This is a genomic window from Sutcliffiella horikoshii (assembly GCF_019931755.1).
GTDB lineage: Bacteria > Bacillota > Bacilli > Bacillales > Bacillaceae_I > Sutcliffiella_A > Sutcliffiella_A horikoshii_E.
This window is the reverse complement of the sequence record NZ_CP082918.1, coordinates 1,277,201-1,290,383: the sequence shown is the minus strand read 5'-3', so window position 1 is coordinate 1,290,383 and position 13,183 is coordinate 1,277,201. Positions and strand designations below refer to the sequence as shown.

Genomic DNA, 13,183 nt, shown 5'->3' with positions numbered 1-13,183 from the left:
CTATGAAAAATAGCGGGCATTTCTTTGTTTATAGACTCATTTCCTATGCACCAATCTCCGGTATTCCATCGGTGTTGTGCCCTCCACCTTCTTAAATAACTTTGAAAAATAGGTAACATCATCAATCCCTACCTCTCGGGAAATGGCAGATACCTTATACTCCGTTTCCGCCAAAAGCTTTTTCGCATGATGCAAACGGTAATGGGTTAAGTACTGCATCGGACTTATTCCTATTGTTTTTTGCATACAACGTGTCAAATAATCGGGGTGAAAATTCAATTCCTCTTTTAACACACTCATATTAACAGCCTCTTTATAGTTCTCTTGTATATACTTCATGGCACTCTCACACACCTTTTCGGTCGCACTGGGAATCGAGAATGCCTCTTTTTGCAACTGCACGATGAACTCAGAGAATTGAATTTGCTGCTTTAAGTAATCATCTGGGACATGTGCATCCCCATCTCTTGTGGTAAGAAGCGTTTCCAACTGCTGTTCAACGATTTCCCTTCTTTTCACCTCTCCCCACTGAGGAATATGAAACTGATAATAACCTACTTCTGTAAAGGTTGGTTCTTTTTTATATACAAAGGACCAGTCCAGATCCTTATCTTCCACCATCTGATAGTCATTTCCCGGGATAACAAAATGCAACCAGAAATAGTCGGTTTGTTCTGTGCAATCTGCATATCCTTCGTGTCTTTCGCCAGGAACCAATATGACATATTGTCCTTCTTTCACAACAAACCTTTTTTCGTCTTCTTGCATAAACAAGGTACCTTTTTTCACATACAAAAGATCAAAAACAGTAAACACCCTGGAAAAATGGCGTTCTCCTTTATTAAATGTATATTCCCCGCCCCTTATAAAAGTCGGAAACGGCGGGATGGACATAGCTATCATTGACATTCCTTACACCTCAAGTCGTAAAAATCCAATAAGTATCGAAATCATCTCTTTCTATTATAATGAAATGCGTTTAAACTAGGAATGGTTTTATGTCGGAATCATCAAAAGGAGTAAATTAATGAAAGAAACAAATACAAAGAAACTCACCCTTTTCGCCTTAACATGGCCGATATTTATTGAAGTTCTTCTTCACATGCTAATGGGGAATGCAGATATATTAATGTTGAGTCAGTATTCAGATGACTCCGTTGCAGCCGTCGGGGTAGCCAATCAAATCTTGTTTATGCTGATTGTCATGTTTGGTTTCATCGCAACAGGTACGACAATTCTGGTTGCACAGTATCTTGGATCAAAAAACAGAGAAACTGCAGCAGAAGTTACTGTTGTCTCTATCGGCGCAAATTTAATTTTTAGTGTAGCCATCAGTATTTTAGTATTCTTTTTCAGTTCCAAGCTTTTATTATTGATGGATCTCCCACCTGAACTCTTAACAGAGGCAGATTCTTATCTGAAAATGGTTGGGATCTTCTCGTTTGTTCAGGCTCTCGTCATTACGATGGGTGCAACCATCAGAAGCTATGGGTTTACCAGAGATGCCATGTATGTAACCATTGGTATGAATATTCTCAATGTTATCGGAAATTATTTGTTTATTTTTGGTCCGTTCGGCATCCCAGTCCTTGGTGTGGAAGGAGTAGCAATATCCACTGTAACAAGCCGTGCATTAGGTTTAATTGTCATTACCATTCTTCTTTTCAAAAGAATTGAAGAACCTTTACCATTTAAGAAGATGTTCCGCCTGCCTGTAAGCCATTTGAAAAATTTATTAAAAATAGGCATCCCATCAGCTGGAGAGCATTTGTCCTATAATACCTCTCAAATTGTTATTACCTATTTCATTGTCATGATAGGTACAGAAGCATTGACAACAAAGGTATATGCTCAAAGTTTGATGATGTTTATCTTCTTATTCAGTGTTGCTATCAGTCAGGGTACACAAATAATGATTGGTCATCAAATTGGGGCAGGGAAAATAGAAGAGGCTTACAAACGCTGTATAAAAAGCTTGCGCCTTGCCATCTTGATTTCTATTTTGACTGCTATTCCGATCGCGTTTTTCTCTGATACACTTTTGGGGTTCTTTACAGATAACCCGGATATTATTGCACTTGGAGGTACACTGATTCTATTTACCGTGATATTGGAACCGGGGCGTTCATTCAACTTGGTTGTAATCAATGCCTTGCGTGCAGCAGGTGATGTAAGATTTCCTGTTTATATTGGGATCTTATCGATGTGGGGTGTTAGTGTTACTGTTTCCTATGTGCTTGGCATTCATTTTGGATTTGGTTTAGTCGGAGTGTGGATTGCCATGATCTTAGATGAGTGGTTGCGTGGCATTATCATGCTATATCGCTGGAAATCCCGCATTTGGGTAACCAAATCCTTCGTCCACGAAAAAGCATCGTAAAGTTTTTATTTACTAAAAAATCATAGTTAATCTGTTATTACCGCTGTTCCTTTCCGCAAATAGCTTCGCTTTCCGCGGGACGGTGCTTGAGCCTACTCACTTCGGTGCGGGTTCTCAATCTACCGTTACTCCCCCGCTGGAGTCTCCGCCATTTGCTCCAATCCACAGCTGAGAATTACAAGCACGAGATGTTAATACTTTTATAATTAACTCAGTTAGATGAATTTTCACAAACCATTAGCTGAATGAAGTCACCTTGTTGATTGGAGTAGAAGGCGCGCAGACGCCCGCGGGAGGAAGGGACAGGTGAGACCCCGGAAGGCGAAAGCCTGAGGAGGCTCACGGACCGCCCGCAGGCAAGCGAAGCGCTTGGAACGGAAATCAACAAAGTTATATATAATCTTATCTTTTAAAAAGTCCTCCAATTGGGGGGCTTTTTTTCATTTCATCACCTAAACTTATCCGTATGTAAGATTTCCTTACAAACTAGTAAGCGCTTTCGACTGAATTTTTTGATAATTCCTATTGCGCGCTGCATAATTATAGAATATGATATAAAACATAACTACTGATGTTAGGAAACATAACATTAACTTAAAGGAGAGATATTGATGAAAAAAGTGGAAGCCATCGTTAGACCGGAAACTTTCCGCGCTCTTCGTGAAAAACTGGAAGAAGTCGGAATCAACGGTTTAACCGTCTCAGAAGTAGCAGGTTGCGGACAGCAAAAAGGCCAACAAGGTCTTTTTAGAGGAAACACGTTCGAAATAAAGCTTTTGCCTAAAGTAAAGGTGGAAATGGTTGTGGAATCAGAATACGTAGATGAAATCGTACAAATCATTCAAGAAATATGCTCTACCAATACAGTCGGGGACGGAAAGATTTTCATCTACCCAGTTGAAGATGCCATCAGGATCCGCACAGGAGAAAACGGAAAGCTTGCCATCATTTAATCTCAATTAAGAAAGGATGATAAATTTGAAGAAGAAAATTGGATTACTCGTTACAGGCGGATTATTGGTCAGTTCTACAGCTCATGCGCAAGCACCTACGGTTGAAGGTTTAAGCGTCTCTCTTGATATGGTCTGGATTATGGTAGCAGCTCTTTTAGTATTTTTTATGCATGCAGGATTTGCGATGGTGGAATCAGGATTTACTCGTTCTAAAAATGCACTGAATATTTTAATGAAGAATTTCCTGACTATATCCATTGCCTCCGTTCTTTATTTAGCAATAGGTTATGCTCTTATGTTCGGCAGTTCAATCGGGGGTTTTACAGGACTTGATGGATTTTTCCTTACTGGGCACGAAGATCAAATAGGTTTCTTCGTTTTCCAAGCAATGTTCGCGGCAACTTGCGCCACTATCATCTCCGGGGCAGTCGCAGAGCGCATGAAGCTATCTAGTTATATTTTATTAACCGTTGCCATGACAGCACTGATCTATCCGATTGTTGGTCACTGGGTATGGGGTGGCGGATGGTTATCAGAGCTAGGATTTACTGATTTTGCAGGCTCTACAGTCGTCCATCTCACCGGTGCACTTGGTGCTATTGTAGCTGTAAAATTCTTAGGAGCACGTCTTGGAAAATACACAAACGGCAAAGTTAATGTCATTTCTGGTCACAACATCCCACTTGGGGCACTTGGTGTATTCATCCTTTGGTTTGGTTGGTTTGGATTTAATGGCGGTAGCACCTTAGCTGCAGATCCTTCCTTGATTCCACATGTCATCACGACCACTTTACTATCTGCATCTGCCGGAGTACTGGCTTCTGCATTCTATACGCAATTACGTTATCAGCGTATTGATGCTTCCTTAACGTTGAACGGTGCCCTAGCCGGGTTAGTTGGTATCACAGCAGGAACAGGAGATGTATCTCCAATTGGTGCCATCATTATTGGATTGGTTGCAGGGGTTCTTTTAGTCGAGGCAGTTACCTTCATCGATCGTAAAGCAAAGATTGATGATCCGGTTGGTGCCATTGCGGTTCATGGCGTTTGCGGCATTTGGGGAACCCTTGCTGTAGGTTTATTCTCCACTTCAACGGGATTATTTTACGGCGGCGGAGTTTCCCAATTAGGCATTCAAGCAATCGGCATACTGGCCGTTACAGCATGGACAGTCGGTTCTGTTGGCTTATTTCTATTCATTGTTACCCGCTTTACTAGTATTCGTGTTACGAAGGAAGAAGAGATTTCCGGACTTGATTTTGCAGAGCATGGTTCTTCTGCTTATGAGCTTAGAGAATCGGTCTTTTCTGATAATAGCTCTGCACCGGAATTCGGTACTGGTTTAGTTCATCGTTTGAACAATTTAGGCGGAACTACACAAAAACGTAAAGCCAAGGAAGTTTAAACCGTCCCTTCTTCGCCTATTATGATTAATAGATAGTAAAAAGCGATTCATGGCTAAGCCCACTGAATCGCTTTTTCATGTATACAAAACCTATACAATCATTAAACTATAATGCTATAATTCCTCCTAGAGGTGATATTGTTGAAGATTAATATGTGGGAAAAATTGATTGTCCGTTTTTTTATCGTATGGTACATATGTGGGGTCGTGTTATTGACTTTTGATCTTTTGCCTCCTTGGCTGGAATGGGCGAATGTCGTTTTTCTCGTCACCGCCGGAACCCTAGGGGCTATATATTTTATTAAAAATTACCGCGCTATCGGAGTTTTCTTTACATTTCTCGTCTTTTTTACAGCAATGGCTGCTGAGCATTTTGGCGTAAAATATGGCTTTCTTTTTGGCGACTATTATTATAATTCCTATTTCGGACCGAAGTTATTTGATGTTCCTATCACAATTGGCTTTGCATGGGTATTGGTCATTTCCACGTCACATGTGCTGGCAAACAGAGTGATTCCAAATGCGTCTGTCCTCACAAAAGCAATCCTTGCCGCTTTTGCAACTGTGGTACTGGATCTTATCATTGATCCTGTTGCTTTTATAGCAAAGGAGTATTGGATTTGGGAAGGAACGAGCTTTTATTACGACATTCCTATGTTTAACTTTTACAGCTGGTTCGGACTCTCCTTATTGTTTCACCTGGTCATTTTATTAGGCTCGAAAAATATTTCTCCAAAGGAAAATCACTACTGGGAGAGGAATATGTATGTATTGTACGGTTTAATGATCGGGATGTTCTGTATGATTGCTTTAACCGCAAAGCTATATCTGGCATTGATTGTCACCATTATTCCAACACTTTTATTATATTTGGCTACACTGAAATCAAAGGAGTTCCTACATGATTCCAGCAAAAAAAAGCAAACGGTTTGATTATTTTTTTCACCAATTTAATAAACGTTTTCTCAGATATCATTTTAAAGGAGTCTATTATGCACAGGGTGAGCATGTGAGCCTTCCCCCTTCCCCAGCCTTGTATATTGTCAATCACAGTACATGGTGGGATGCATTGGTTGTTTTCCATTTGAATCAAGTTGTTACCAAACAGGAGAGTTATGTGATGATGCATGAAAAGGGAATTCGGGAGTTCCCTTTCTTTCGTAAAATTGGTGCATTTTCGGTCAACAGAGAAAATCCTAAGGACATTGTCCGCTCTATGAATTATGCAAAAGAAAGATTAAAAGACGCAAAAACCTTGTGGCTGTTCCCGCAGGGAGATGAGCGACACCTTGAGATTCGTCCACTCGGTTTCCTCCCAGGAGCCGTGCACATCACCAAGAATACTGATATCCCGATTGTTCCAGTATGCCTTTACTATACTTTCACTGGTGAACGCAAGCCTGCAGTATATATTAAATTAGAAGAACCTGTCTATTATTCTCAACTGGCAGGAACCTCTTCAAAAGAAAAAAACCAATCATTAGAGGATCACTATACCATTCTGCTGGATAAAGTGAAGCATGATGTAATACAACAAACAACAAGCCATTATCAATCTTTACTATAGGTATGGACTTTGAAGGAGGAAAACAGTTATGGAGTCATTCACTATCTTGCTTTCTGGCGGGTTATTATTGTCTTTCCTCTGGATTATCATCAACGGATTGTTTTATCCTGCTTATCCAAAACCAATAAAAACTTCTATGGCACCGCTTGTATCGATTCTGGTACCAATGCGCGATGAAGAGCGGAACGTCCTCGATTTAATCGAAAATTTTAAGAAACTCACATACTCGAATTTAGAATTCATCTTATTGGATGATCATTCTTCGGACTCCACCTATTCCTTGGCGGTAGATTCCACTAAAAAAGATAGCCGTTTCTCTATCCTGCAAGGGGCTCCTTTGAAAAAGGGCTGGGCAGGAAAAGTGCATGCCTGCTATCAGCTTTCCCATGCAGCCAACGGAGATTATTTGTTATTTTTAGATGCGGATGCAAGACTGCAAAAGAATACCATAGAAAGCATGCTTCCTTTTTTCAAAAACGAGAAAGTCGGGTTGGTTACGGGTTTCCCAAGGTTTCCGGTTACAAGTTGGCTAAGTAAGCTAGTGGTACCAATGCAACATTTTGTTATCTGGCTTCATCTTCCCCTTGCATTGGCTAATTACAGCTCCTTTAAGCCTGCTAGTGCAGCTCACGGAGCGTTCATGTTGTTTGAAAGAAGCGCCTATGATTTTGTAGAGGGCCATTTCTCCGTAAAATCCAGCATTGTGGAAGATGTCCACCTCGCCAGGGTGATGAAGGAACACGGATTCCAAGTGAAATTAATAAATGCCACCCCTTATGTTACCTGTCATATGTATGAAACCAATCAAGAAGTCTGGAATGGATTTTTGAAAAATATTTATATCGGCATTGGAAAGTCCCCTTTAATGGCGATGGGCTTAACATTGTTTTACAGCTTGTTTTATATTTCTCCTCTTTTCTTTGCAATTCTTTCTCCTATATATGGAGTTTGGTTTCTGGTGCCTCTGCTACTAGTATGGATGCAAAAGCTTTATATTGATCTTCGGACGGGACAGCTAGCATATTTATTTCTTTTCATGCCGTTTAGCGCTTTGGCATTCTTAGTCATTCTGCACGCTTCCATGTGGAAATCTTGGAGAAAACAACATTATATTTGGAAGGGTCGTGCCTATAAATGAAAAATGTCGTTGTCATAGGTGGAGGCCTTGGTGGATTGTCTGCCGCAATCAGTCTTGCTGCCAAGGGATTCACTGTAACATTATTGGAAAAGAACAACCACTTAGGTGGAAAGCTGATGCCTGTTCAATTGGGAGAGGCATCTTTTGATTTTGGACCGAATACGATTACGATGCCACATGTATTCAGGGAAGTTATTTCTCAAACAGGGGAAAATCCCGATTCGTACTTTGAATTTATTAAACTCCCTTCCCATACTCGTAATTTTTCACCAGATGGGGCTGTTTTTGACTTCAGTTCTGATAGAGACAAAATGCTGGACCAGCTGGCAACGCTCGACCCGGCAGGTGCCAAGAATTATCCTTCTTATTTGGAGGAAGTCACGCGCTTGTATAAGATGGGAGAAAGTCAGTTTTTCCGGAGGACCTTTACCTCCACTGCGGATTATCTCTCACCAGGGTTAGGATATTCCTTCAGCAAGGTGCGTCCGTTACAGTCCTTGCATCGTTTTCACCGAAAGTATTTCACTAACCCTTTTGTCATACAAGCACTCGACCGATATGCCACCTATATCGGCTCCTCTCCCTATGTCTCTCCTGCAACTTTTGGCCTTATCGCTTATTTGGAGCTTGTAGAAGGTGTCTACTATACAAAAGGCGGTAACACAATAATTGCAGAAGGATTCGAGAAACTCGCAAAGAAGCTCGGAGTTATAATCCATACTAATTGCAAGGTTACCAGTATGGAAGTCAAGAACAAACAGGCTGTTTCTGTATCAACAGAAGACGGGGCACGCTTTCCTGCCGATACAGTTGTCATGAATGCAGATCTTCTTGTCGCATATCCAGAACTTGTAAAGGAAGTGGACAGGCCGCATTTTTCAGATAAGAAGGCGGCAAAATTTGAACCTTCCATCTCTGCTTATGTGGTACTTGCAGAAATGAAGAAGAGACATGCTGAACTATTACATCATACTGTCTATTTTTCTAGCGATTACAAGCAAGAGTTCAACAGTTTATTTGAGGAGAAAGCTTATGCGAGTGACCCCACCATCTATTTGAGTAATTCTTCTTTTACAGAAAAGGAGAAAAGTCCAAATGGGGACAACCTTTTCATCTTGGTGAATGCACCAGCAACATCACCTCATAACGAGAATGCTAATGACTATAAGGAACTTATCTATGACACATTGGCAAAAAGAGGGTTATCGTTGAAAGAGAATGTGCTCTCTGAGAAGGTGATTACTCCAAAAGATATTGAGACTACTTTTGGCGCTTTTAGAGGAGCTTTATACGGGATGGCATCCAACCGTAAAACAGATGCGTTTTTCCGTCCAAGGAACAAATCCGCTGATATTGCCAATCTGTACTTTGTCGGCGGTTCCACCCACCCTGGCGGCGGCTCGCCGATGGTCACACTATCCGGCCTAAATGTTGCAGATGCCATAAGTAAAGCAAATAAATAAAACCTGATAAATTGCCTTTTTATTATAAGACATAAGTTTTTGGTTTATCGCCGCTGTTCCTTTCCGCAAATGGCTTCGCTTTCCGCGGGACGGTGCTTAAGCCTCCTCGCTGCGCTGTGGGGTCTCAAGCTACCGTTACTCCCCCGCTGGAGTCTACGCCATTTGCTCCAATCCACAGCTAGAAATTACGTAAAGGTATGTTAATGCCATTTCAGTTAACTCAATTAAAAGGTTTTTAAAACTTAGCTTCAAAGAAGCAACCTTGTTGATTGGAGTGGAAGGCGCGCAGACTCCCGCGGGAGGAAGGGACAGGGAAGACCCCGCAGGGCGAATGCCCAAGGAGGCTTCCGGACCGCCCGCAGGAAAGCGAAGCGCCTGGAACGGAAATCAACCGTATCTAGTTACATTCTTATCCTTCAAATAAAACCACAGCCCATCTGGACTGTGGTTTTTATATTTGCGATATGATTTGCTGCTTTTCTTCTCCTGTAACATAATGCTTTGTTTTAAATACTGAATATCCCTTTTTGCGAATCGAACCTAGTATCGCCCGATATAAATAGGCCGCTCCCTTTACAGGAGTTCTCGAATGCATCGGATACAGATGAATCGTACTTAACGCCTGTTCATAAAGACTTTCCGCTTTGTTCGCCATCTCTTCCCATACCGATATGAACTTGTTATTCACGATATGCTTATTCAAGTCATCCAATGAATAGCCGGCTTTTTCCAACTTTTCAATAGGAATATAGATTCTATCACGCTCAAGGTCTTCTCCAATATCCCGAAGAATATTAGTAATCTGCATCGCCTGTCCGAGCGCAATGGCATCCTCTCGTAATTCATCTTTTTTCTTTGGTGCAAGTATCGGTAGCAGCATCAGTCCAACAGTACTTGCTACATGGTAGGAGTAATGCAACACTTCCTCCTCTGAATAATACAAATTCTTATATAAGTCCATTTCTTGGCCAACTATCATGTCATGAAAGGATTGGACATCCATCTCGTATCGATTGAACACATCCTGAAGAGCTAGCCACATTGGATCTTCTGACGGCAATTCACCTTCTAGAAAGTCAGCAAACATCCCTTTGAATGTAAAAAGCTCTTCTTTCGGATTCACTCCTTCATCCACTATATCGTCAACCTGCCGGCAAAACGCATAAACAGCCCAAACTGCCTGCTTCTTTTCTTTAGGCAGGAGCATAAATGCTTTATAAAATGTTTTGGAATGTTCTTTAATTATGGATTCACAATGATGATATGCTTTCATTAAGTCGTTCATTGAGATTCACATCCTTTGCAAATGAATGATGGGCAAAATCATGGATAATCTGGTTTGCTGCAAGCTTCGCGCTTTGCATAACAATTGGAATTCCACCACCAGGGTGTATGGATGCACCCGTTGCATAAACATTGGCAAGCGTAGAAGATGGTTTAGCCTGAGGGCGGAATACACCAGACTGAAATAAATTCGGAGCGATACCGAAGCTACCACCTTGGAACAGTCCGTCGCGCTCGGCATCATTAGGTGTTCTTACTTCCATCCATTCCATTCGTTTAGTCAATTCAGGAAAGGCTCTATTCTCAATACTCTTGATCATCCTGTCTATAAAAGACTTTTCCTTACTCCAATCTATATGGCTGCCAGATGGAACCGGAATAAGGACGTAAAGGACGCTTTTTCCATCTGGAGCCAATGTGGAATCGATTACGCTTGGATTAAACGTGTAGAATGAAGGATCTGTTGGGACCTTCTTCTCTTGAAACACTTCTTTCATATGCTGTTCGAAATTTCCACCCATGAAAAATTGGTGAACATCTGAATCCTGATAGGTTCCATCCAATCCAAAATATAATAATACACATCCTGAGGAAGGTTCATAGTTTTTCTTAATGTCGAAGTGTTCAGCTGAGGCAGGAAAATCACCATTCCACACAAGTCCATCCACTTTAATAGTCTCATCATTAACTTTAATGGATGAAACGCGTCCATGTTCTTTTTGAATTTTTTCCACCTTACTGGATAAATGCAGCGGAATTCCGTTGGCTTTCACAGTTTCCACCAGTACATCAACGAGAGAGGCATAGCCACCTTTTACATAATGGATGCCATGTTCATGCTCACTGTATGGAATTAAACTATACATGGCAGGTGCCGTTTGTGGATTTCCTCCAATATATAATGTTTGAAGGGAATACGCTTCTCGGAGGCGTTCGTCCTTGAAATAGGATCCTGCGAATTTTTTGGTTGAATGATAAGCTTTTAACCTAAGCAAGGTCTTAAGATTTTTCCCCGTCCAGAAATCTCGTTTTCGCGTAAACGATTTCTCCAGGAAGGAGGCTTTCCCGACCTCAAAGCTCTTTTTCATGTCCGTCATATATTGCTTAAAGCCTTCTTCTTCACCCGGAAATTGCTTTGATAACTCTTGTAATTGTGTATTTTTGTCTTTATACTTCGTGTATTTCTTTCCATCTTTGAAATGAATGGTATAAAGGGTATCAAGGCCAAGTAGCTCCCAAGCATCTTCAGACACGCCGGCTTCCGCTAAAATTTCTTTCAGCATATCCGGCAGCAGGACGATAGTTGGACCTTGATCTATCCGGTACCCTTCCTTTTCGACAAAAGCAAGTCTACCTCCTGCTTGTTTTTCTTTCTCATATAAGCTAACTTGAAACCCTTGCTTCTTTAATAGAAGCGCTGTTATCATACCACCGATACCTGCTCCTGCTATTGCAATATGTTTACTCATTGAGCCTTCTCCAATCTTTGCGCTTGAAAGCTTTTTTGAGCATGTGTTTCGTGCTTTTCCCTTAGTAGCCGGGTTGTGATTCTTGCTGATTCAAGGATGGTCGGCAATCCGCTTCCTGGATGCGTACCCCCACCAACAAGCCAACAGTTTTCAAGCTCTTCGAATTTATTATGCGGGCGCAATACCATCATCTGTGTCAATTGATGGCCAAGGTTGAAAGTAGCACCTTTATAGACAAGTACCTCTTTTTCCCAATCAGCCGGTGTAATGATTTTTTCTACTTCTATGTGATCCCTCAGGCCTTTAAATCCGCTCTTTTTCTCAAGAGTTTGAAAGACTAATTCTCGGAATTTATCTTTATTCTCCTGCCAATCTATCTCACTGAAGTTGTTTGGAACAGGTGCAAGGATATAAAGGGCAGATTTTCCTTTTGGAGCCAATGTAGGGTCAGTTACAGAAGCATTCTGTACATAGATGGATGGGTCACTTGAAAGTTTTTTTGTTTTAGTGATCTCTTCCACATTCTTTTTGTAGTCTTCCGCAAAAATAATGCTGTGGTGTGGAAGATCATAAGTAGTGTCCAGTCCAAGGTAGATCATAAAAGTGGAGCAGGAATACTTTTTCTTTTCAAGCTTCCGTTTGCTGTACTTTTGTAATACATTGTCATCTACTAAGTTTGTCATCACATGGGCAAAGTCACCGTTAACCACCACTTCATCCGCTTCCACTTTTGAGCCATTCTCCAAAATGACACCTTTCACTTTGCGGCCGTCTAGCCAAAGCTTTTTAACACCTGTACCAAGGTTAATCGTCCCACCATATTCTTTCACGACTTTCGCCATGCTTTCGGAAAGCTGATTGACCCCTCCAATAGGATGATAGATTCCATATGCATGCTCCATCCAGGATAGAATGGAGAAAGCACCAGGACATTCCCACGGGGACATTCCTAAATATTTGGATTGAAAAGTGAACGCAAGCTTGAGTTGTTCTTGTCGGAAATATTTACTTAATTGATCATACAAACTGCTGCCAAGGCTGAGCTGCGGCAACGCTTTAATCACTTTCCATTGAAAATAATGATAGAAACGATCCATTTTCCCTTGAAGAATCGGAGTAAGGGCGTCCATCCGTTTCTCCGTCTCAGACATAAATCGTTCGTAGCCCTCTCCATCTCCCGGAAAATACCGTTCAATGGTTTCTTTCATTTTTTCCTTATTACGAGTCACCATAAAAGACTTATCAGGGAATACTAGTTCATACATGTCTTTTAATTCTTTCATTTCCATGTAGTCATGCATGTTTCGTCTTGATTCCTGAAAAATCTCCTCTGCAATCTGAGGCATACTTAAAAAGGTTGGCCCCATATCGAAAGTGAAATCCCCCAATTTTATAGCAGAGTTTCTCCCTCCAACATAAGGTTGCTTTTCCATTACAGTCACTTCATAGCCATTCGCCGAGAGCATCATGGCAGCTGCCAGACCACCTGGTCCTGCACCAACCACTACAATTTTTTTGCTCATT

11 protein-coding genes are annotated in these 13,183 nt (G+C 41.3%); 7 read left to right on the top strand and 4 right to left on the bottom strand.

The features are described from left to right. Positions 1-36: 36 nt before the first annotated feature. On the bottom strand, positions 37-909 hold the full coding sequence (locus K7887_RS06600) for a helix-turn-helix transcriptional regulator (protein ID WP_223492745.1): 873 nt from the start codon (positions 907-909) through the stop codon (positions 37-39). A gap of 118 nt (positions 910-1,027) precedes the next feature. Here K7887_RS06600 and K7887_RS06595 point away from each other — a divergent pair, with 118 nt between their 5' ends. The 7 genes from K7887_RS06595 (at position 1,028) to K7887_RS06565 (ending at position 8,906) form a co-directional block, all read left to right on the top strand. Beyond that, positions 1,028-2,380: an MATE family efflux transporter gene (locus tag K7887_RS06595; RefSeq protein WP_223492743.1), complete on the top strand. Its 1,353-nt coding sequence runs from the start codon at positions 1,028-1,030 to the stop codon at positions 2,378-2,380. Positions 2,381-2,991: 611 nt separating this feature from the next. Next, positions 2,992-3,333 carry a P-II family nitrogen regulator gene (locus tag K7887_RS06590; protein WP_223492742.1) on the top strand — a complete coding sequence of 114 codons (342 nt, stop codon included), beginning with the start codon at positions 2,992-2,994 and terminating at the stop codon, positions 3,331-3,333. Between the two features lie 25 nt (positions 3,334-3,358). After that, positions 3,359-4,738: an ammonium transporter gene (locus K7887_RS06585; protein WP_223492741.1), complete on the top strand. Its 1,380-nt coding sequence runs from the start codon at positions 3,359-3,361 to the stop codon at positions 4,736-4,738. A 141-nt stretch (positions 4,739-4,879) separates the two neighbouring features. Further along, positions 4,880-5,671, top strand: a complete 792-nt coding sequence (locus K7887_RS06580) for a carotenoid biosynthesis protein (RefSeq protein WP_223492740.1) — start codon at positions 4,880-4,882, stop codon at positions 5,669-5,671. After that, the gene (locus K7887_RS06575) at positions 5,640-6,305 is read left to right on the top strand and encodes a lysophospholipid acyltransferase family protein (protein WP_223492739.1); all 666 of its coding nucleotides are present in this window, start codon (positions 5,640-5,642) and stop codon (positions 6,303-6,305) included. The genes K7887_RS06580 and K7887_RS06575 overlap by 32 nt, the downstream gene beginning before the upstream one ends. Before the next feature lie 28 nt (positions 6,306-6,333). After that, positions 6,334-7,443 carry a glycosyltransferase family 2 protein gene (locus K7887_RS06570; RefSeq protein WP_223492738.1) on the top strand — a complete coding sequence of 370 codons (1,110 nt, stop codon included), beginning with the start codon at positions 6,334-6,336 and terminating at the stop codon, positions 7,441-7,443. Next, positions 7,440-8,906, top strand: a complete 1,467-nt coding sequence (locus K7887_RS06565) for a phytoene desaturase family protein (protein ID WP_223492737.1) — start codon at positions 7,440-7,442, stop codon at positions 8,904-8,906. Before K7887_RS06570 ends, K7887_RS06565 begins: the two co-directional genes overlap by 4 nt. A gap of 451 nt (positions 8,907-9,357) precedes the next feature. Here the strand turns inward: K7887_RS06565 and K7887_RS06560 are convergent, their stop codons facing one another. From K7887_RS06560 to K7887_RS06550, 3 genes are read right to left on the bottom strand one after another with little or no spacing between them, the layout of a single operon-like run. Beyond that, complete coding sequence (locus K7887_RS06560) at positions 9,358-10,191, bottom strand: phytoene/squalene synthase family protein (protein WP_223492736.1); 834 nt, start codon at positions 10,189-10,191, stop codon at positions 9,358-9,360. Next, the gene (locus tag K7887_RS06555; RefSeq protein ID WP_223492735.1) at positions 10,157-11,659 is read right to left on the bottom strand and encodes a phytoene desaturase family protein; all 1,503 of its coding nucleotides are present in this window, start codon (positions 11,657-11,659) and stop codon (positions 10,157-10,159) included. Before K7887_RS06555 ends, K7887_RS06560 begins: the two co-directional genes overlap by 35 nt. Next, positions 11,656-13,182, bottom strand: a complete 1,527-nt coding sequence (locus K7887_RS06550; RefSeq protein ID WP_223492733.1) for a phytoene desaturase family protein — start codon at positions 13,180-13,182, stop codon at positions 11,656-11,658. The genes K7887_RS06555 and K7887_RS06550 overlap by 4 nt, the downstream gene beginning before the upstream one ends. Position 13,183 lies beyond the last annotated feature (1 nt).

Coding starts and splice junctions, on each gene's coding strand:
- K7887_RS06600 (WP_223492745.1), bottom strand. CDS start 909: ATGTCAATGATAGCTATGTCCATCCCGCCGTTTCCGACTTTTATAAGG.
- K7887_RS06595 (WP_223492743.1), top strand. CDS start 1,028: ATGAAAGAAACAAATACAAAGAAACTCACCCTTTTCGCCTTAACATGG.
- K7887_RS06590 (WP_223492742.1), top strand. CDS start 2,992: ATGAAAAAAGTGGAAGCCATCGTTAGACCGGAAACTTTCCGCGCTCTT.
- K7887_RS06575 (WP_223492739.1), top strand. CDS start 5,640: ATGATTCCAGCAAAAAAAAGCAAACGGTTTGATTATTTTTTTCACCAA.
- K7887_RS06570 (WP_223492738.1), top strand. CDS start 6,334: ATGGAGTCATTCACTATCTTGCTTTCTGGCGGGTTATTATTGTCTTTC.
- K7887_RS06565 (WP_223492737.1), top strand. CDS start 7,440: ATGAAAAATGTCGTTGTCATAGGTGGAGGCCTTGGTGGATTGTCTGCC.
- K7887_RS06560 (WP_223492736.1), bottom strand. CDS start 10,191: ATGAACGACTTAATGAAAGCATATCATCATTGTGAATCCATAATTAAA.
- K7887_RS06555 (WP_223492735.1), bottom strand. CDS start 11,659: ATGAGTAAACATATTGCAATAGCAGGAGCAGGTATCGGTGGTATGATA.
- K7887_RS06550 (WP_223492733.1), bottom strand. CDS start 13,182: ATGAGCAAAAAAATTGTAGTGGTTGGTGCAGGACCAGGTGGTCTGGCA.